Genomic DNA, 18077 nt, shown 5'->3' with positions numbered 1-18077 from the left:
CCGATGGCCGCGTCGAGCGAGGAGAAGACCGAGAAACCCACTCCCAAGAAGAAGAAGGAGGCCCGCAAGGAAGGCCAGGTCCCGCGCACGCCCGAGCTCGGCGGCTGGCTCGGCCTCCTCGTCGTCGCCCTCGCGCTCGGTCCCCTGATGGACCACGAGCTCAACGCCGTCCGCACCCTGATGGCCACCAACCTGCGCGCCGCCGAACGTCCCTCGATCCCGCTCGCCCTGCACCTGCTCGGCCAGGCCGGCCAGCACATCCTGGTCAGCCTCGTCGTGCTCGGCGCGATGGTGATGGTGATCGGCGTGGTCTCCGCCCTGGCCCAGGGCGGCTTCTACCTCGCCCCCAAGCTCGCCAAGCCCGACGCCAAGAAGCTCAACCCCCTCCAGGGCGCCAAGCGCCTCCTCGGCCCGCACGCCGCCTGGGAGGGCGTGAAGGTCCTCGTGAAGAGCTCCGTCGTCGCCTTCCTCGCCTGGGGCGCGGTGAAGTCGATGATGCCCCTCGTCGGCGGCCTGCTGCCCATCGAGCTCGTCCTCCACGAGCTCACCGCCGAGGTCTCCCGCCTCGTCCTCACCGTCGCCATCGCCGGGCTCGTCATGGCCGCCGCCGACTACGCGATGATGAAGCGCCGGATCGGCAAGCAGATCCGGATGAGCCACAGCGAGATCAAGCAGGAGCACAAGCAGGCCGAGGGCGATCCCCTCGTCAAGAGCGCCATCCGCAGCCGCCAGCTCGCCGCCGCGCGCAACCGGATGATCTCCGACGTCGGCACCGCCGACGTCCTCCTGGTCAACCCCACCCACGTCGCCGTCGCGCTCCGCTACGACCCTGACCGCGGCGCGCCCCGCGTCGTCGCACGCGGTGCCGGCGCCATCGCGGCCAAGATCCGCGAGCGCGCCGCCGAGGAGCGCGTCCCGCTGGTCCAGGACGTCCCCCTCGCCCGCGCGCTCTACCGCCACTGCCAGGTCGGCCAGGAGATCCCCCGCGAGCTCTGGGCCGCCGTCGCGCAGGTCCTCGCGTTCGTGCTCAGCCGGCGGCACGCGGGGCAGCACGGCGGCGAGCACCGCACCCCTCGTCGTACGGACGAGCTGCCGGAGGTGCTCGCCGGGGCCCGGCGGCGCCGGGCGCAGTCCACCTGAACCCCTCAACCCGCCCGCGCGCGTGCCGATGGGCCCCCCGACGCCAGGACGGCGTCGCGTAGGGCCAGGGACGGCGCTCACTCGTCGAGAGGCTGTACCGCCGCATGCCCGTGAAGTCGCTGACCAAGCTCGGTGTGCCCCTGGGCATCGTGCTCATCGTGGTCATGCTCGTGGTGCCGCTGCCGGCGGTGCTGCTCGACCTGATGATCGCGCTCAACATCACCGGTGCCCTGCTCGTCCTGATGGTCGCCATGTTCATCCACAAGCCGCTGGAGTTCGCCGCCTTCCCCTCGGTGATCCTGGTGATGACGCTGTTCCGGCTCGCGCTCAACGTCAGCGCGACCCGCCTGGTCCTCCTCGACGGGTACGCCGGCAAGGTGATCGACACGTTCGGCCACTTCGTCGTCGGCGGCTCGCTGATCGTCGGCCTGATCGTGTTCGCGATCCTGCTGGTGATCCAGTTCGTCGTCATCACCAACGGCGCCGGCCGCGTCGCCGAGGTGGGTGCGCGGTTCACGCTCGACGCCATGCCCGGCAAGCAGATGGCGATCGACGCCGACCTCAACTCCGGGCTCATCGACGAGGAGGAGGCGCGGCGACGGCGGGCCGAGGTGCACGCCGAGGCGGACTTCCACGGCGCGATGGACGGTGCCTCCAAGTTCGTCAAGGGCGACGCGATCGCGGCGATCGTGATCACGCTGGTCAACCTGCTCGGCGGCTTCGCGATCGGCGTGGCGCAGTACGGCATGCCGTTCGGCGAGGCGATCAACACCTACTCGCTGCTGTCGATCGGCGACGGCCTCGTCTCGCAGATCCCCGCGCTGCTGCTGTCGGTCGCGACCGGCCTCATCGTCACCCGCTCGGTCGCCGACTCCGACATGGGCTCCGACATCGTCGGCCAGATCTTCCAGCGCAAGATGCCGCTGCGGGTGGCCGGGTTCGGCGCTCTCGCGCTGTGCGTCATCCCGGGCCTGCCGAAGCTGCCGTTCCTCGTGGCGGGCGGGCTCATGCTGCTCGGCGCCAGCCGGATCGACGAGAAGTCCGCCACCGGTACGGCGGCCGACGCCGCCGGTGCCGGCGGCCCCGGCGAGCTCGTCCAGGTCCCCGACTCCCCCGAGGCGCTCGTCACCGAGATCCGGGTCGATCCGCTCGGGCTGGAGCTCTCCGCCGACCTCATCGACCTCGTCGACACCCGCTCCGGCGGCGACCTGCTCGACCGGGTCAAGGCACTGCGCCGCAAGGTCGCCGGCGAGCTCGGCATCGTCATCCCCCCGGTGCGCACGCGCGACAACCTCGAGCTGCCGCCGCACACCTACGCCATCACCCTGTACGGCGCCGAGGTGGCCCGCGGCGAGGCCCCCCGCGGCACGGTGCTGGCCATCGGCGACTTCCTCGGCTCGCTCCCCGGCACGCCCACGCAGGAGCCCGTCTTCGGCCTGGAGGCCAAGTGGATCCCGGCCGAGCTGCGCCACCAGGCCGAGATCGGCGGCGCCACCGTCGTCGACCGCGCGTCCGTGGTGACCACACACCTCGCCGAGGTCGTCCACCAGCACGCCAGCCGGCTGCTCGGCCGCGAGGACGTCCGCCTGCTCACCGACGTCGTCAAGCGCACCCACCCGGTCGTCATCGAGGAGCTCACCCCGACCCTCCTGCCGCTCGGCGAGGTGCAGCGCGTGCTGCGCTCGCTGCTGGAGGAGCGCATCCCGATCCGCGACCTGGTGCGGATCTTCGAGGCGCTGTCGATCCGCGCGACCTCGTCCAAGGAGCACGACGCGCTGGTCGAGGCGGCCCGGGCCGCGCTCGAGCCGGCGCTCGCGGCGCCGTACGTCACGGACGGGGTGCTGCACGCGATCAGCTTCGAGCCCCTGCTGGAGCAGCAGATGCTCGAAGGCCTGCGTCCCACCGACCAGGGCGCCGTCATCGTGCTCGACCCGGACATCGCCCAGCAGGTGCTGCTCGGGCTCACCCAGGCGGCGCACGCGGCCGAGAATGCCGACGTACGGCCGGTCCTGGTCTGCGCACCCGCCCTCCGCGCCGCCGTACGACGCCTGGTGGCGCCCGCGGTCGAACGGCTCCCCGTGTTCTCCTACGCCGAGCTCGGCGCCGCCCGTGAGGTCACCTCGGTGGCCGTGATCAGCGGCCACGGCGCCCGGCCGGCGCTCGGCACGATCGGGGTGGGGGCGTGATGCTCGACCTTCGTGTGTTCCTCGTGGCCGCCGTGCTCGCCTCGCCGGCCGTCGTCCGGGCGGCGGACGGCACGCTCCCCATGGAGGACGCGCTGACCCGCGTGCTCCTCGTGATGCTCGGCGCGACGGCGGTCAGCCTGCTCGTGCGCACGCTCTGGCCGCTCCTGGCCGGGCCGACGTCCGAGCCGGAGCGCCTCCCCGACACGACGCCGACGCCCGTCGAGGACGACTTCATGCTGACGAGCGAGCTCGACGAGCGTGACGACGACGGGCTCAGCCTGTTCAGCCCACGGCCGGAATGATCCACTCCAGCTGGGTTCCCTGACCCGGAGCCGAGCCGAGCTCGAGGTGCCCACCCAGGTCCTCGGCGCGCGTGCGCAGGTTGCCGGTGCCGCTGCCGTGGCAGACCGTCTCGGGATCGAAGCCCACCCCGTCGTCGCTGACCCGCAGCCGGAACCACGCCGACGACGCGGTCAGCTCGACCACGACCGACGCGGCGCCCGCGTGCCGCGCGACGTTGGACAGCGCCTCGCGCAGGGTGGTCAGCACGTGCGCTCCCGCCTCGGGCACGAGCGCGCGGTCGACCGGACCCTGGACCCGCAGGACGGGCTGGAAGCCGAGCACGCCGACGTACTCCCCCAGCAGCGAGCGGACGTCCTCGAGCAGCGGGCGGCCGGTGCCGGTGCCGAGCTCGAAGATCGCCGCCCGGAGCTCCTTGATCGCCAGGTCCAGGTCGCTGATCGTGCTGTCGACGCGGGCGCGCAGCTCGTCGACGTCGAGGCTGCGGGCGCCCTGGAGCTGCATGCCGGTCGCGAAGAGCCGCTGGATGACGAGGTCGTGCAGGTCGCGCGCGATCCGGTCGCGGTCCTTGGCGACGAGCAGCTGGGCCCGGTCGCGCAGCGCCTGGTCGCGGTCGAGGATCAGGCCCAGCTGGGTCGCCGTCACGGTGACCAGGTCGAGCATGACCCCCTGGAGGGACGGCGTCTCGTGCGCCCGGTCGACCACGATCACGCCGGAGCCGGCCAGCCGCGTGTGCACCGGTACGACGAGCGTCGCCCGGCCGTGCTTCTCGGGAAGCCGCTCGGGCACCCGCGAGGAGGTGACGTGCCGGATGGTGTCGCCGTGGCGCTCCACCACCCGCGGCGCGACCTCGGCCTCGCCCGCGAGCTGGCGGATCTCGAGCAGGTCCTCGTCGACGCGGACGTAGGCGACCAGCCGGGCGCCGCACAGCTCGCGCAGCGACACCACCAGCTCGTCGAGCGCCTCCTGCACGCGCACGGTGCCGGACAGGTCGCCGCCGACCTCGGCGGTGCCGGCCAGCCAGCGGCGGCGCCACTCGACGGCCTCGAACGTGCGGGCGTTGTCGATCATCGCGCCGGCCGCGCCGGCCAGCGCCTCGACCAGCGCCTCGTCGGTCGCCGTGAACTCCACGCCACCGCGCTTGTTGCCCAGGTAGAGGTGGCCGAACGCCTGGTTGCGCACCAGCACCGGCGCGCCGAGGAAGCTCTCGATCGCCGGATGCCCGTCGGGGAAGGAGCCCGTGGAGACGGGGTGCTCGTCGACCTGACCGACCCGGATCGTGCACCGCTGCTGGGGAACGAGGCCGATCAGCCCCTCGCCGAGCGGCATCCGGCCGATCTCCTGGAAGCGGTCGGCGACCACCCGGTTGGGGACGAGGTCGACGAAGGCGCCGTCGTCGTCGACGATCCCGAGGACGCCGTACTCGGCGTCGGTGAGCTGGCAGGACGCCTCGACGATGCGCGTCAGGACGCCGCGCAGGTCCAGGTCGGACCCGATCGCAACGACCGCGTCCAACAGGGCCCGAGCCTCTGGGGGCAGCTCCATGTCCATCAGCTACTCGATCCCTCCCTCAAGATCGCTGACAGAGCTCAGGCTATCGCCTTCGCGCCGGCTCGCTCCACGCGCACGTGCCACCCATCGGCACCGGGACCTTGGGCCTGAGCGGTCCCGGGACGAACGTCTCAGAACCGCCGCAGCTGGTAGAGGCCGCGGGTGCGCCCGACGACCGCCCCGGCCTCGTCGGTGAGCTCGGCGACGAGCTCGAAGTCGGACTTGCCGCGCTCGTCGTACTCGGCGAGCACGCGGGCGATCTCGTCCTCGGTGATCGAGGCGCGGGCCACGACCGCGGTCGTCGCCGGGCGCAGGAAGTCGATGGTCACGCTCTTGACCAGCGGGACGCCGCCCTCGACCGCGAGCGAGGTGCGCGGCAGCAGGCCGCCCAGGACCTCGGCGACGGTGAAGAGCGAGCCGGCGTACGCCGTGCCGAAGTGGTTGACGTTCGGGCCGGACGGGATGCGCGCGGCCACCGACGTCCGCTCCAGCTCGACGACCTCGACCTGCATGGCGTCGAGGACGGGGATGATCCGGCGGATGTCGGCGGTGGTCGCCTGGAGTTCGGTCACGGCCTCAACCTACTGAAGCCGGAGCCTGCGGCGGCTCAGGCCACGTCGTAGCGGCGCTGGCCGAGGCGCGGGTGGTCCGAGCCGGTCAGCAGCACGTCGACCACGCGCTCGACGTCGTCGATCATCGGCACGTGCCCGCAGCCAGGCAGCGAGATGTGGTCGGCGTCGGGCAGCGCCTTCTTGGCGCGCGTGGCCTGGTAGGGCAGCAGGACGAGGTCGCGGGTGCCCCACGCGACGGTGATCGGGATCGACGGGTCGATCGGGCGGTCGAACGGGAAGCCGCCGTCGATGATCGTCTCGAGCGCCGGGCGCGCGTGGACCAGGCCGCGCAGGTCGCCCAGCGCCGCCTCGGGCGAGAGCCGGTTGCCTTTGGTCATCAGCAGCCCGAACGCCGCCGCGCGCCCCGGGCCGGTCTTGAGGATGGCCGGCGCGACCGGCTGCGCGATCGTCGCCGCACCCGTCAGCAGCGTGAACACCGCGCGGATGTAGGCGAAGTCGACCTTGTTGCGCCAGAAGCCCGCCGGGGCCAGCGTCGTCGCGCTGCTCACCAGGTCGTCGGCCGCCGCCTCCAGGGCGATCCGCCCGCCGAGCGAGTTGCCGGCGATGTGCGGGCGCTCCAGGCCGAGCTCGACGAAGCAGTCCTCGAGGATGTCGCGCAGGATGTCGCGCACGGGCCGGCCGTCCGGCACCAGCGCCGGCGACTCACCGTGCCCCGGCAGGTCCACCAGCACGACCTCGCGCTTCTCGGCCAACCGGTCGACCACCGGGTACCACGCCTGCCTGCGGTGCCCGATCCCATGGACCAGGACCAGCGGCTCTCCCGAGCCGATGCGTTCGTAGGCGAGCATGAGGACCTCGATTCCCCGCACCGACGTTGGTGCGATCTAGGTGCAACGGTGAGTTGCAGATACCGAGAGTACGAAAGGTGCTAGCTGCCCGCAAGCACTTGGCAGCAGCCGATTCGTGTGGCCCACGTCACACGAAGGCGCGGTAGCCTCGGCCCATGCCCCGCGACTGGCTGAACCTGTCCTGGAAGCTCCTGCTCGCCCGCGGCGTGATCGCCGTCCTGTTCGGCATCGCCGCCATGGTCTGGCCCCTCGACACCGCGCTCGCGCTCGTCCTGCTCTGGGGCTTCTGGGCGCTCTTCGACAGTGCCGGGTCGTTCGTCCAGGCCTTCGAGCGCGGTACGCCGGGCGCGGCCCGCCTGCTCCTCGTGGTGATGGGACTGGTCGCCCTCGTCGCCGCCTTCCTCGCCATCTTCAGCCCGGCGATGACCGCGGTGACCCTGACCTGGATCCTCGGGATCTGGCTCATCGTGCGCGGCGTCTTCGAGGGCGTCGGCGCCCTCGTCGCCTCCGGTGCCGCACCCCGCGGCCTCCTGCTCGCCAGCGCCGCGGTCGACGTCCTGCTCGGCATCCTGTTCGTCGCCAACCCCGGACGCGGCGCGCTCGGCATCGCGTTCGTGCTGGGCCTCGTGGCGTTCGTCTGGGGCGTCATCTTCCTGGTGATGGGCTTCGCGATGCGCCGCCGCGTGGCCGGCTTGGACCAGCCCGCCCCTACGCTCGGAGCGTGACCGACACCGCCGCCGACCGCCGCGAGATCCACGACGCCGTCCTGCGCTACTGCCGCGCGGTCGACCGCCTCGACTTCGACGGCATCCGTGCGGTCTACGCCGACGACGGCGTCGACCACCACACCGGCTTCAGCGGCCCCGCCGACGACTACGTCGCCTGGCTGCGCGGACTGCTCCCCCACCTCGACGGCACCATGCACCTCGTCGGCAACCACCTCGCCGAGGTCCAGGGCGACCAGGCCGTCGCCGAGACCTACGGCACCGCCGTCCACTGGGGCACCCCGCGCGACGACGCCCGCCGCAACTTCACCTCCGGCTTCCGCTACGTCGACCACTTCGTCCGTACGCCGTCCGGCTGGCGCATCCGCGAGCGCTGGGCCGTGCGCGAGTGGACCCGCAGCGACGCCGGCCGCCTCCTCGCCCCCGAGGGCGACGGACCGCGCGGCACCCGCGACGAGCACGACCCGCTCGCCGTGCTGCGGCGCAGCGTGCTCGGCGGCTAGGACCGCTCTCCTTCATCGGCGCTTCATGCGCGCCGCCCTAGGTTCGCGCCGTGCCGATCGGAGGAGCGTCCCAGGAAGCGTGGTTCCGCGCCGTCAACCACCTCGCCCGCGCGACACCGTGGCTGCACACGCCGGCCCGGCTGTTCGCCCAGGACGGGATCGTCCTCTTCGCCGCGCTGCTCCTCCTGTCGTGGTGGTGGGCGCGGCGCTCGGGTGACCCCCGCCGGGTCGCCGCCGCGCTGTGGGCACCGGCCGGAGCACTCGTGGCCCTCGGGGCCAACCAGCTCCTCGTCGCCGCCTTCGCCGAGCCCCGCCCCTTCACCGTGGTACCCGACGCCCTCGTCCTCGTCAGCCGCAGCACCGACGCCTCCTTCCCCAGCGACCACGCGGTGATGGCCGGCGCGGTCGCGATGGGTCTGGCCCTCGCGCACGGACGGCACGCCCTCACCTGGACCGGCGCCGGGCTGGCCGTGCTCATGGCCGCCACCCGGGTGTACGTCGGCGCGCACTTCCCGCTCGACGTGGTCGCCGGCCTCCTGGTCGGCGCGGCGATCGCCCTGGCGTCGTACCGGCTGGTGCGGCCGGTCGCGGTCCGCCTGGTCGAGGCGGTGGCCCGCACCCCCGTGCGCGCACTGGTGCGCGGGTGAGCCCGGACGGGAGGCGTGCCGCCCGGCTGTGGGCGGTCGTGCTGGTGTTCGCCGGTGTCGGCGTCGCGCGCTCGGTCCAGGTCGGCATCCCCTTCCGCGACCCCGGCGGCGACTTCCTCGCCCGCCGGATCGTCATCACCACCGGGGTGTTCGCCGCCCTGGTGCTGCTCGACGGCCTGCTCCGCACCCCGCGCCCCTGGACCCGTGCGGCCCTCACCGCGACCGTCCGGGACCGCTGGCCCCCGCGCCGCCTCGCGCTCGCGGCGAGCGCCCTGCTGGCCTACCTGGTGACCTACTTCGTCTACCACAACCTCAAGAGCTGGGACGTCCTCAACGCCCCGCGCGACGCGATGCTGCTGCGCTGGGACCGCGCCCTGTTCGCCGGCCACAGCCCCGCCGTGCTCCTGCACGACCTGCTCGGCACGCACGTCGCCGCGTGGGTGCTCATGGTCTGGTACGAGGCGTTCCCCGCGCTCGTCGTGGTCGCCTTCCCCGCCGCGGTGGCCCTGGCCCGTCGTACCCGGGACGCCTATGCGGGCATCGCCGCCCTCGTCTGGGTGTGGATCCTGGGCACCGCGACCTACTACGCCATCCCGTCGCTGGGCCCCTTCCACGCCGCACCCGAGGAGTTCGCCGGGCTGCCGCACACGATGATCCAGGACACCCAGGCCCACTACCTGGCCCAGCGCGACGCCCTTCTCGCGCACCCGCACGGCCCGGACGTCTTCGCCCAGATCTCCGCCTTCGCCAGCCTCCACGTGGGCGTCACCGCGACCATCCTCGGCCTGGCCTGGTGGCACCGGATGCGCCGCACGACCATCGCCCTCACGGTCTTCCTCGCCGGCACCATGGTCGCGACGGTCTACCTCGGCTGGCACTTCGCCGTCGACGTCCCCGCCGGCCTGGCCATCGCGGCCGCCGCGTGGTGGCTCGGGCCGCGCACCGTCGGCGTACGCCGCCCGGCGGCGGCCACCGCTCACTCCCCCAACGCGGCATCGACCCGCTGGAGCAGGTCCTTGCGGCGCAGCACCTGACGCAGGTCGCCGCCGAGGCGGTCTCGAGCGACAGCGCCTCGGTCATTCCCGCCATCCCGTTGTGCTCGGCGCCGCGGACGTCGACGTTGGTCCCCCGCGAACAGGATGCCCGCGGCACCACCCCACCCTCGAGCCCGGCGTCTCCGGTACGACGTCCGCGCGCGAGGCGAGCGCTCGCCGTGCGGTACGGCGCAGGTCGCCGATGCGGTGCGCCGCGAGGTCCGGCTCCGTCACGCCGCGAGCATGACATAGGCTCGACCCGTGCTCATCGAGGTCGACAGAGGCTAGCCGCCGGACCGGCGGCCGCCTTCGCGACGACTTCCTCGCCCGCGCCCTCGGCGCGCGGCGGGTCCTGCGCGCGGGCGTGTGCCCGACGGTTCGAGACGACCGTCCCCTCCCTCGCACGACGCACGAGAGAACTCACGATGTCCACGAACCCTGTCATCACCCTGCACGACCTCACCCTCGAGTGGCCCGACGGCACCGTCGCCCTCGACCGCCTCAACGGCGCGTTCAGCTCCGGCCGGACCGGCCTGGTCGGCCGCAACGGCGCCGGGAAGTCCACCCTGCTGCGCCTGGTCGCCGGCCTGCTCACACCGACGAGCGGCCGCGTCGACACGGTCGGCGCGGTGGGCTACCTGCCGCAGACCCTGACGCTCCAGGCCGACACCACCATCGCCGGGCTGCTCGGCATCCAGGCGATCATCGACGCCATCGACCACGTCGAGCGCGGGGACGTCGACCAGCGCCACTTCGACACCATCGGCGACGACTGGGGCGTCGAGGCGCGCGCCGACGAGCTGCTCGACCAGATCGGCTTCGGCGCCGGCGACCTGCACCGCCGGGTCGCGGAGGTCTCGGGCGGGGAGGCGATGCTCATCGCCCTGACCGGCCTGCGGATCCGGCGTACGCCGATCACGCTGCTCGACGAGCCGACCAACAACCTCGACCGGCCCACCCGCGCCCGGCTCGCGGACATCGTCGACCAGTGGCCCGGCGCGCTGGTCGTGGTCAGCCACGACCTCGAGCTGCTGGAGCATGTCGACCAGACCGCCGAGCTGTACGACGGCCGGCTCACCACGTTCGGCGGCCCCTACAGCGCCTGGCGCGAGCACCAGCAGCAGGAGCAGGCCGCCGCCACGCAGGCCGCGCGCTCGGCCCAGCAGGCGCTCAAGGTCGAGAAGCGCCAGCGCGTCGAGGCCGAGACCAAGCTGGCCCGGCGGGAGCGGACCGCACGCAAGACCCAGAAGGACGGCGGGATCCCCAAGATCCTCGCGGGCAACCGGGCCAGCAAGGCCCAGAACGCCGCCGGCTCGCTCCGCTCGACGCTGGACGACAAGGTGCAGGCCGCCCAGGCCGCGGTCGACTCGGCCGACGCCCGGGTCCGCCGCGAGGAGCACATCCACCTGACGCTCCCCGATCCCGCCGTGCCCCGTGGCCGGCAGCTCGTCGAGCTGGTCCAGGACGACCGCACGATCGTCGTCCAGGGACCGGAGCGGGTCGCGCTCGTCGGGCCCAACGGCGCCGGCAAGTCGACGCTCCTCCAGCAGCTCGTCGGGCGTGGTCCGGCGCCGCGGGCCGGGGCGCCGTACGGGCGGCTGCTGACGGACCGCTTCGGCTACCTGCCCCAGCGCCTCGACGGTCTCGACGAGGACGCCGACGCGATGGCGAACGTGCGCGCGGTGGCGCCCGGCGTACCGGACGGGACGATCCGCAACCAGCTCGCCCGGCTGCTGCTGCGCGGCTCGAGCGTCGACCGCCCGGTCCGCTCGCTGTCGGGCGGCGAGCGCTTCCGGGTCTCGCTGGCCACCCTGCTCCTCGCCGACCCGCCGGCCGACCTGCTCGTGCTCGACGAGCCGACCAACAACCTCGACGTCACCAGCGTCGACCAGCTCGTCGAGGCACTGTCGGGCTATCGCGGCGCGCTCCTGGTGGTCAGCCACGACCACGCCTTCCTGGACCGGCTCGGACTCGACCTCGTCGTCGCGATCGACGCCCACGGCCGGCTCAGCCGCGAGTCGGCGCTGCCCACCTGAGCGGCACCGGGGTCGCGGCCGAGGTTGTGTCGGACGAGTCCGGCACGATGAGTCCGTGACCCCGATCGTCGTCGAGCTGCCCAGCCCCGTCCTGCTCCTGGTGGGCCGCGAGGACTTCGATCCGCCGCGCTCGTTCGGCGACGCCACCTGCGTGGCCACCGCCGACTGCGTCGCCACCGGCATCCGTCCCCGCGCCGCCGGCCCGACCACCGTCACCCTGGTCGCGGACCGTCCGGCGCGGGGCCTGGTCGAGCTCGGCAGCCACGTGATCGAGACCGAGGGCATGCTCTCGCTGCGCGACGTCTACAGCCGCGAGTACGCCAACATCGGCGTCGAGCCCGGTCACGTCGCGGTGACCGCCTGGGGCGACGACCCGGCCGAGCCGGGCCAGCTGGTGCTCCAGGTGCAGCCGGCTCCCTAGCCGGAGCCGTCGGGGTCCGGCCGGACCCACGAAACGGGCACAGCGACACCCCCGCGTCCGGCAGGATGCGCACTACGTTGTGCGGGCCGCTCCGCGGCCCACCGCCCCGACAGGAGACGCCATGCCCCCCGACCCGAGCCAGCCGCAGATCGTCCGGCCCTTCACCCGGCAGTCCACCGTGCTCGAGCTGGCCTCGACACTGCCCGGACGCGCGTTCAAGGCGCTGATCGTGCGCCAGCTTCCGCCGGTGGCCACCGAGAAGGAGCGCCAGGAGCTGGAGGACATGACCGTCGGCCTCCCCCTGGAGACCCTCGTCGAGCTGTCCGAGGGCAAGCTCACCTGGGGCATCGCCGATTCCGTCCTCGACCTGGCGAACCGCAAGCCGCACCGCGTGGCCGCACGCGGGGCCGGCGCGGGCGTGAGCGCCCTGAAGAAGGTGGCGAGCTCGGTCCGCCGCTGAGGGCGCCCGCCTGAGCGCGGCAGCCCACGAAACGAGAGAACCGGCAGGTCGTAGGCGACCTGCCGGTTCTTTGCTACCTGGTGGAGGTGAGGGGATTCGAACCCCTGACCTTCTCATTGCGAACGAGACGCGCTACCAACTGCGCCACACCCCCAAGCGAGGAGAAACGGTAGCACCCGTGGTCGGGGACGTCCGAATCGGGCCCTCAACCACGACCTCGGCCGGCCGACCGGGTGTCGCTGGCCGGGTCGTCGGCGGTGTCGTCGCCCGGGTCGTCAGCGCGGTCACCGGGGACGGCGTCGCCCCACTTCTTCTCCTGCTCGCGGGTCTGCTGCGCGGCCTGGCGGTCGGCGGCGGTCTCGTCGCTGGGACGGTTGGCGCGGTGCGGAGGGGTCGAGGAGGTCATGGTCCGGCGTTACCCGGACCGGGCGGGGACAACCGCTGGAGGTGGGTCAGCTGCCGGTGGCGCGGCGCTCGTCGGCGTCCGTGGCGGCGGCTGCGGCGGCGTCGGCGCGCTGGGCGTCGGCCTCGCGGGCGAGCTGGGAGTCGGCCTCGTTGCGGCCCGAGCTCCACACGCCGGTGGCGTCGAGGTCGATGGTGCGGACGGTGCGGCCGGCCGGCGCCTTGGCGACGTACGTCGGGAGGGGGACGGCGACCGGGGTCCAGCCGTCGGCGACCTCGGCGGTGATCGCGGGGATCTCGCCGGTGTCGTCGTCGGCGAGCTCGGCGACCACGCCGCCGGGCTCGGCCGGGAGGTCGGGCTCGGGGGCGGTGTCGGAGGCGGCGGCGTCCTCGGCGGCGAGCTCCTCGTCCGCGAGCGTACGACGGCGCCGGCGGGCCGGCGCGGTGGCCGCGGCGCGGGCGGCGCGCTCGTTGCGGACCATCAGGCGGCAGGCGACGAGCCAGGCGGCGAGGAGGGTCAGGGGCGCGGCGATCCAGGGAGTCGCGATGACGCCGCCGACGGCGAGGCCGGCGACGACGAGGGTGAGCAGCACGAGGGTGCCGAGGACCCGGCGGCGGCGCTGGGCCGCGCGACGAGCGGCGGCCCGGCGGGCGACCGGGGAGCGGACGGCACGCGGCGCAGGGGTGGGCGCCGCGGGCTCGGCAACGGGCTCGGCAACCGGCTCGGCAGCAGCCTCTGCCTCGGCCGGGGCGTCGGCGACGGGAGCGTCGGAGGTGACGAGCTCGGCCTCGCGAGCGGAGACCGCATCGCGCCGGGCGAGCACGCGCAGGCGGTCGGAGAAGCGGTCGACCGAGCGGCTGACGGCGTCCTCCTCGTGGTGGCGCAGTGCCTTCGGCACGAGGTAGACGACCCAGGCCACCGCCAGTGCGACGAAGATGAGTGCGCTCAGGTCCACACCGAGAGGTTAGGAGCGCTACCTCAATGTGGGGCGCATGTCCATCGGTGTGTCACGAATTGATTGATGTGACGCATGTGATTTGCCGGCCCGACGCCGTCAGTCCGGGGCAGGCCGATCGAGGCGAGCGAGGACGCCGCGGGGCGCCTCTTCCTTGGTGATCGCGAAGATCCGGTGGTCGCGCCAGTCGCCGTCGATGTGCAGGAACCGCGGCGCGTAGCCGACCTCGCGGACGCCGAGCTTCTCCACCACGCGCAGCGAGTTGGAGTTCTCCGGGCGGATGCAGATCTCGATCCGGTGCAGCCCGGCGACGAAGAAGCAGTGGTCGATCACCATCGCGACCGCGCGCGGGATGACACCGCGCCCGGCGAACTGCTGGTCGATCCAGTACCCGACCGACGCGAACTGCGCCGAGCCGCGCACGATGTTGTTGACGCTGACCTGGCCGGCGAAGACGCCGTCCACCTCCACCACGAACGGGTACGTCGTCCCGCGGTGCGCGGCCCTGCGCAGCCGCCGTACCAGCACCCGGAACGAGGTCGGCCGGGCGTCGGCGCCGGGCGGCGCGGTGGCGTCCCAGCGGGCCAGCCAGAGGGCGTTGCGGCGCCGGGCCGCGCGCCAGGCACGCGCGTCGCTGCGCGCGATCGGGCGCAGCCGGACGACGGGGTCGGTGCCGGAGATCAGCTCGTTGGGCCAGGCGCGGCCCGGGACACCGACGACCATCCGCTCACGGGGAGCCTCGCTCAATGGTCGCTCCCGACGATCTGCTCGACGGCGTGGACGAGGACCGGCTCGAGGACGGCGAGCGCGTCCTTCACCCCGCCGCGCGAGCCGGGCAGGTTGACCACCAGGGTCTGGCCGGCGACGCCGGCCAGACCGCGGGAGAGCACGGCGGTCGGGACGCCCTTGGCGACGCCGGCCGCGCGGATCGCCTCGGCCAGGCCGGGCACCTCGCGGTCGAGCAGGGGGCGGGTCACCTCGGGGGTGCGGTCGGTCGGGGTGAGTCCGGTGCCGCCGGTGGTCAGCACGACGCGGGCACCCGCGGCGACCGCGGCGGCGATCGCCTCGCCGACCGGCTCCCCGTCGGGCCGGACGACGGGCGCGTCCACGGCGAAGCCCCAGGCCCGCAGCGCGTCGACGAGGAGCGGACCGGTCGTGTCGTCGTAGACACCGGCGGCGGCGCGGTTGGAGGCCACGACCACCACCGCGGGCAGCGCGCTCATCGCGACCAGTCCCCCGACTTGCCGCCGGTCTTGGTCTCGACCCGGATGTCGGTGATGACCGCGCCCTTGTCGACGGCCTTGACCATGTCGACGACGGTCAGCGCGGCGACCGAGACGGCGGTCAGCGCCTCCATCTCGACGCCGGTGCGGTCGGTGGTCTTGACGCTGGCGGTGATCTCGACGGCGTCGTCGGCGACGGTGAGGTCGACGGTGACGCCGGAGACGGCGAGCGGGTGGCACAGCGGGATGAGCGCGGGGGTCTGCTTGGCGCCCATGATGCCGGCGATCCGGGCCACGGCGAGCGCGTCGCCCTTGGGCACGCCGTCGCCGCGCAGCAGCGCGACGACCTCGGGCGAGACCAGGACCCGGCCGGACGCGGTCGCCACCCGGCGGGTCACGTCCTTGGCCGAGACGTCGACCATCCGGGCCGCGCCGGAGGCGTCGACATGGGTCAGCCGGGCGGGCTGCTCGTCAGCCATGGGGCTCCTCCTCGGGATGCAGGGCCAACACCTCGACCGGCGTGCCCTCGGGGACCAGCCTCGCGCTTGGCGGTACGACGAGCAACGCGTCGGCCGCCGCGAGCAGGCGCTGGGAGTGCCCGGCGTGCCCGGGCAGGGCGGCGATCCGGCCGTTCTCGACGTGGCGCGCGGGCAGCAGGACGGTCCGGTCGGTCGCGGTGACCGCCTCGGCGAGGGGCGCGGTGACCGGCTCCCAGGGAGTGCCGGCGAGGGTGCGCAGCAGCGGGACGACGTAGAGCAGGAACGAGGCGTACGCCGCGATCGGCGTCCCCGGCAGGGTGACCACCGGGACCCGGCGGCCGTCGCTCGCGACCAGGACGCCGCAGCCCTGGGGACGCCCCGGCTTCATCGCGACCGGTCCGAACCAGAAGCCGTCGCGCTCGCGCAGTGCGGCCTTGACCACGTCGTGGTCGCCGGCCGAGATGCCGCCGGTGGTGACGACGACGTCCGCGGCGTCGGCGGCCGCCTGGAGCAGGGCGAGGAAGCGCTGCGGGTCGTCGGGCGCGGGCCCGAAGGCGCTCGCGTCCGCCCCCGCCGCCCGGCCCGCGGCCAGGAGGGTCGGGGTGTTGCTGTCGGGGACCTGGCCGCCGACCAGCTCGGCACCGGTCGAGACCACGGCCAGCCGCGGCCGGACCCGGACCTCGACCTCGGTCGCGCCGACCGAGGTGAGCAGCCCGAGCTGGGCCGGACCGAGGCGGGTCCCGGCGCGGAGGGCGATCTCGCCCGCGCCGACATCCTCGCCCTCGCGGCGGATGTGCCGGCCGGGCGCGGCGGCGCGCTCGATCCGGACGGGGTCCGCACCGGTGGTCCACTCGAACGGGATGACCACGTCGGCCCCTGGGGGCACCGGGGCTCCGGTCATGATCCGGACCGCCGCCCCCTCCCCCAGCGGTACGACGTCATCGCCCGCCGCGACGACGCCGGTCACCGGCAGCTCGGCCGGCAGCGCCCCCAGGTCCGCGATGCGCACGGCGAAGCCGTCCATCGCGGAGTGGTCGAAGGGCGGCACCGCGAGCGTCGCGACGACGTCGGCGGCGAGCCGGCGGCCGAGCGCGGCGGTCAGCCGCACGCGCTCGGTGCGGGCGAGCGCACCGGCCCCCGCGAGGACCCGGGCGCGGTGCTCGGCGACGGACGGCGCCGGCGCCGGCGCCGCTCCGGGGTCAGTCATCCGCCCCGGACAGCACCTCGCCGGCCGGGATGCGCTGGGCGCCGCGGCCCTCGAGCTCGACCGCGCCGACGACCTGGACCCCGTGACCGAACGTCCAGTCGCCGTCGACCTTGAAGGAGGAGGCCTTGGCCAGCGAGGGCGCGCCCTCGGGGAAGCGCTTGTCGAACTCGCCGACCAGCTTGTAGTGCTCGCCGTCGAGGTCGACGTAGGGCACGTCGGCGGCGACCTGGGTGAGCGCGAAGTCGGCGCCGATCTCGTAGACGTCGGAGCGCAGCACGAGCAGGTCGTTGGTGGTCTTGACCGGGATGAAGCGGTCGCGGCCGACCTCGATCAGCCGGGCGCCCTCGAACACCTCGATCGCGGCCCCCATCGCGGTCTCGATCTGGACCACCTCGGGCGAGGTGGGGTCGGCCGGGTCGAGGTGCTTGACGTTGCGGATCAGCGGCAGGCCGAGGATGCCCTCGCGCTCGTCGAGCTTGGCCTTCATCGCGTGCAGGTCGAACCACAGGTTGTTGGTCGAGGTGAAGCGGTGCTTCTCGAGGTCGGCCGCGGCGGCCTTGTCCTCGTCGAGGGTCTGGGCGGTCTCGCGCAGCACGATCCGGCCGTCGGCCTTGCGCCGGGCGAACTGGCCGCCCTTGCGGTCGGAGACCGTCCGGCGTACGGCCTCGATCGCGTAGGGGGCGCCCGTGCCGGCGAACCAGCCGGCCACCCGCGCGTCGGGGACGGCGCCGAGGTTGTCGGAGTTGGAGACGAAGGCGTAGCGGTAGCCCTGCTCGATCAGCCGGTCGAGGAGCCCGCTGCCGCGCAGCGCGGTGTAGATGTCGCCGTGCCCGGGCGGACACCACTCGAGGTCGGGCTCCTTGGGCCAGGAGGCCGGGGTGAGGTCGGCGGTGAGGAGCTTGGGCTCCTTGTTCTGCAGGAACTCCAGCGGCAGTCCCTCGGTCGCCAGGTCCTCGTAGCGGCCGAGCGCGTGGAGGGTGTCGGAGGAGGTGCGGAAGGAGTTCATGAAGATCAGCGGCAGCCGCGCGCCGTAGAGCCCGCGCAGGTGCAGCGCCTGGCGGGCGATGATGTCGAGGAACGACAGCCCGCGGCGCACGCACAGCAGCGACTTGGCCCGGTCCATGCCCATCGACGTGCCGAGACCGCCGTTGAGCTTGATCGCCACGGTCTGGGCGACGGCCGCGGCCGCGACCTCGTCGGAGACCTCGACGTCGGCGAGGCTCTCGATGTCGACCGGCTCGATGCTCGACTCGGGGATCATCCCGGTCTCACCGTGCTCCAGCAGGCGGTAGTAGTGCGCGAAGGTGTCGACGGCGACCGCGTCCACGCCCGCGTCGAGCATCTTCGCCCGCGCCTTCTCCAGGCCGCCACTACGACCAGTCATACC

20 protein-coding genes and 1 tRNA gene are annotated in these 18077 nt (G+C 73.7%); 10 read left to right on the top strand and 11 right to left on the bottom strand.

All coding sequences use genetic code 11. The features are described from left to right. The first annotated feature begins 3 nt into the window (after nt 1-3). From M0M48_RS29285 to M0M48_RS29275, 3 genes are all read left to right on the top strand, one after another. Complete coding sequence (locus M0M48_RS29285) at nt 4-1140, top strand: EscU/YscU/HrcU family type III secretion system export apparatus switch protein (protein ID WP_257753826.1); 1137 nt, start codon at nt 4-6, stop codon at nt 1138-1140. Between the two features lie 104 nt (nt 1141-1244). After that, nucleotides 1245-3326: a flagellar biosynthesis protein FlhA gene (flhA, locus tag M0M48_RS29280; RefSeq protein WP_257753825.1), complete on the top strand. Its 2082-nt coding sequence runs from the start codon at nt 1245-1247 to the stop codon at nt 3324-3326. Continuing rightward, nucleotides 3326-3628 (top strand): hypothetical protein, encoded by a 303-nt coding sequence (locus M0M48_RS29275; protein WP_257753824.1) that lies wholly within the window; start codon nt 3326-3328, stop codon nt 3626-3628. Before flhA ends, M0M48_RS29275 begins: the two co-directional genes overlap by 1 nt. Here the strand turns inward: M0M48_RS29275 and M0M48_RS30950 are convergent. The 3 genes from M0M48_RS30950 to M0M48_RS29255 form a co-directional block, all read right to left on the bottom strand. Beyond that, nucleotides 3609-5141: a GAF domain-containing sensor histidine kinase gene (locus M0M48_RS30950; RefSeq protein ID WP_308220356.1), complete on the bottom strand. Its 1533-nt coding sequence runs from the start codon at nt 5139-5141 to the stop codon at nt 3609-3611. The genes M0M48_RS29275 and M0M48_RS30950 overlap by 20 nt on opposite strands. Before the next feature lie 167 nt (nt 5142-5308). After that, a complete protein-coding gene (locus M0M48_RS29260) occupies nt 5309-5749 on the bottom strand; it encodes a DUF4442 domain-containing protein (protein WP_257753823.1) in 441 nt (146 codons plus the stop codon). Between the two features lie 35 nt (nt 5750-5784). Then, complete coding sequence (locus M0M48_RS29255) at nt 5785-6597, bottom strand: alpha/beta fold hydrolase (protein WP_257753822.1); 813 nt, start codon at nt 6595-6597, stop codon at nt 5785-5787. Nucleotides 6598-6752: 155 nt separating this feature from the next. Here M0M48_RS29255 and M0M48_RS29250 point away from each other — a divergent pair, with 155 nt between their 5' ends. From M0M48_RS29250 to M0M48_RS29220, 7 genes are all read left to right on the top strand, one after another. Beyond that, a complete protein-coding gene (locus tag M0M48_RS29250) occupies nt 6753-7322 on the top strand; it encodes an HdeD family acid-resistance protein (RefSeq protein ID WP_215813372.1) in 570 nt (189 codons plus the stop codon). Next, entirely contained in the window at nt 7319-7825 is a 507-nt protein-coding gene (locus M0M48_RS29245) for a nuclear transport factor 2 family protein (RefSeq protein WP_257753821.1), read from the top strand. Before M0M48_RS29250 ends, M0M48_RS29245 begins: the two co-directional genes overlap by 4 nt. A gap of 50 nt (nt 7826-7875) precedes the next feature. After that, the gene (locus M0M48_RS29240; RefSeq protein ID WP_257753820.1) at nt 7876-8472 is read left to right on the top strand and encodes a phosphatase PAP2 family protein; all 597 of its coding nucleotides are present in this window, start codon (nt 7876-7878) and stop codon (nt 8470-8472) included. Further along, the gene (locus tag M0M48_RS29235) at nt 8469-9506 is read left to right on the top strand and encodes a phosphatase PAP2 family protein (RefSeq protein WP_257753819.1); all 1038 of its coding nucleotides are present in this window, start codon (nt 8469-8471) and stop codon (nt 9504-9506) included. The genes M0M48_RS29240 and M0M48_RS29235 overlap by 4 nt, the downstream gene beginning before the upstream one ends. Before the next feature lie 425 nt (nt 9507-9931). Then, entirely contained in the window at nt 9932-11542 is a 1611-nt protein-coding gene (locus M0M48_RS29230) for an ABC-F family ATP-binding cassette domain-containing protein (protein ID WP_257753818.1), read from the top strand. A 55-nt stretch (nt 11543-11597) separates the two neighbouring features. Continuing rightward, nucleotides 11598-11963: a hypothetical protein gene (locus M0M48_RS29225; RefSeq protein ID WP_257753817.1), complete on the top strand. Its 366-nt coding sequence runs from the start codon at nt 11598-11600 to the stop codon at nt 11961-11963. Between the two features lie 121 nt (nt 11964-12084). After that, nucleotides 12085-12423 carry a hypothetical protein gene (locus tag M0M48_RS29220; protein WP_257753816.1) on the top strand — a complete coding sequence of 113 codons (339 nt, stop codon included), beginning with the start codon at nt 12085-12087 and terminating at the stop codon, nt 12421-12423. Between the two features lie 78 nt (nt 12424-12501). Here the strand turns inward: M0M48_RS29220 and M0M48_RS29215 are convergent. From M0M48_RS29215 to M0M48_RS29180, 8 genes are all read right to left on the bottom strand, one after another. Then, a tRNA-Ala gene (locus M0M48_RS29215) sits at nt 12502-12577 on the bottom strand. A 51-nt stretch (nt 12578-12628) separates the two neighbouring features. Beyond that, a complete protein-coding gene (locus M0M48_RS29210; RefSeq protein WP_257753815.1) occupies nt 12629-12829 on the bottom strand; it encodes a hypothetical protein in 201 nt (66 codons plus the stop codon). Nucleotides 12830-12875: 46 nt separating this feature from the next. After that, nucleotides 12876-13781, bottom strand: a complete 906-nt coding sequence (gene sepX / locus M0M48_RS29205; RefSeq protein ID WP_257753814.1) for a divisome protein SepX/GlpR — start codon at nt 13779-13781, stop codon at nt 12876-12878. A 99-nt stretch (nt 13782-13880) separates the two neighbouring features. Next, nucleotides 13881-14528, bottom strand: coding sequence for a GNAT family N-acetyltransferase (locus M0M48_RS29200; RefSeq protein ID WP_252372834.1), 648 nt, complete (start codon nt 14526-14528; stop codon nt 13881-13883). Further along, on the bottom strand, nt 14525-15004 hold the full coding sequence (locus tag M0M48_RS29195; protein WP_257753813.1) for a MogA/MoaB family molybdenum cofactor biosynthesis protein: 480 nt from the start codon (nt 15002-15004) through the stop codon (nt 14525-14527). Before M0M48_RS29195 ends, M0M48_RS29200 begins: the two co-directional genes overlap by 4 nt. Beyond that, nucleotides 15001-15483, bottom strand: coding sequence for a cyclic pyranopterin monophosphate synthase MoaC (moaC, locus tag M0M48_RS29190; protein WP_215813387.1), 483 nt, complete (start codon nt 15481-15483; stop codon nt 15001-15003). The genes M0M48_RS29195 and moaC overlap by 4 nt, the downstream gene beginning before the upstream one ends. Further along, entirely contained in the window at nt 15476-16690 is a 1215-nt protein-coding gene (locus M0M48_RS29185; RefSeq protein WP_257753812.1) for a molybdopterin molybdotransferase MoeA, read from the bottom strand. Before M0M48_RS29185 ends, moaC begins: the two co-directional genes overlap by 8 nt. Then, the gene (locus M0M48_RS29180) at nt 16683-18074 is read right to left on the bottom strand and encodes a UTP--glucose-1-phosphate uridylyltransferase (RefSeq protein WP_257754432.1); all 1392 of its coding nucleotides are present in this window, start codon (nt 18072-18074) and stop codon (nt 16683-16685) included. The genes M0M48_RS29185 and M0M48_RS29180 overlap by 8 nt, the downstream gene beginning before the upstream one ends. Between the last annotated feature and the right edge of the window lie 3 nt (nt 18075-18077).

It is taken from the genome of Pimelobacter simplex (genome assembly GCF_024662235.1).
Classification (GTDB): Bacteria; Actinomycetota; Actinomycetes; order Propionibacteriales; family Nocardioidaceae; genus Nocardioides.
Note: the sequence above shows the minus strand (reverse complement) of the source record. Positions and strands in the feature narration are given on the sequence as shown.

What these genes read in the sequence shown, in the direction of transcription:
- M0M48_RS29185 (WP_257753812.1), bottom strand. Translation starts at nt 16,690, where the DNA reads ATGACTGACCCCGGAGCGGCGCCGGCGCCGGCGCCGTCCGTCGCCGAG.
- M0M48_RS29195 (WP_257753813.1), bottom strand. Translation starts at nt 15,004, where the DNA reads ATGAGCGCGCTGCCCGCGGTGGTGGTCGTGGCCTCCAACCGCGCCGCC.
- M0M48_RS29285 (WP_257753826.1), top strand. Translation starts at nt 4, where the DNA reads ATGGCCGCGTCGAGCGAGGAGAAGACCGAGAAACCCACTCCCAAGAAG.
- M0M48_RS29220 (WP_257753816.1), top strand. Translation starts at nt 12,085, where the DNA reads ATGCCCCCCGACCCGAGCCAGCCGCAGATCGTCCGGCCCTTCACCCGG.
- M0M48_RS29230 (WP_257753818.1), top strand. Translation starts at nt 9,932, where the DNA reads ATGTCCACGAACCCTGTCATCACCCTGCACGACCTCACCCTCGAGTGG.
- M0M48_RS29210 (WP_257753815.1), bottom strand. Translation starts at nt 12,829, where the DNA reads ATGACCTCCTCGACCCCTCCGCACCGCGCCAACCGTCCCAGCGACGAG.
- moaC (WP_215813387.1), bottom strand. Translation starts at nt 15,483, where the DNA reads ATGGCTGACGAGCAGCCCGCCCGGCTGACCCATGTCGACGCCTCCGGC.
- M0M48_RS29275 (WP_257753824.1), top strand. Translation starts at nt 3,326, where the DNA reads ATGCTCGACCTTCGTGTGTTCCTCGTGGCCGCCGTGCTCGCCTCGCCG.
- M0M48_RS29255 (WP_257753822.1), bottom strand. Translation starts at nt 6,597, where the DNA reads ATGCTCGCCTACGAACGCATCGGCTCGGGAGAGCCGCTGGTCCTGGTC.
- M0M48_RS29180 (WP_257754432.1), bottom strand. Translation starts at nt 18,074, where the DNA reads ATGACTGGTCGTAGTGGCGGCCTGGAGAAGGCGCGGGCGAAGATGCTC.
- flhA (WP_257753825.1), top strand. Translation starts at nt 1,245, where the DNA reads ATGCCCGTGAAGTCGCTGACCAAGCTCGGTGTGCCCCTGGGCATCGTG.
- M0M48_RS29250 (WP_215813372.1), top strand. Translation starts at nt 6,753, where the DNA reads ATGCCCCGCGACTGGCTGAACCTGTCCTGGAAGCTCCTGCTCGCCCGC.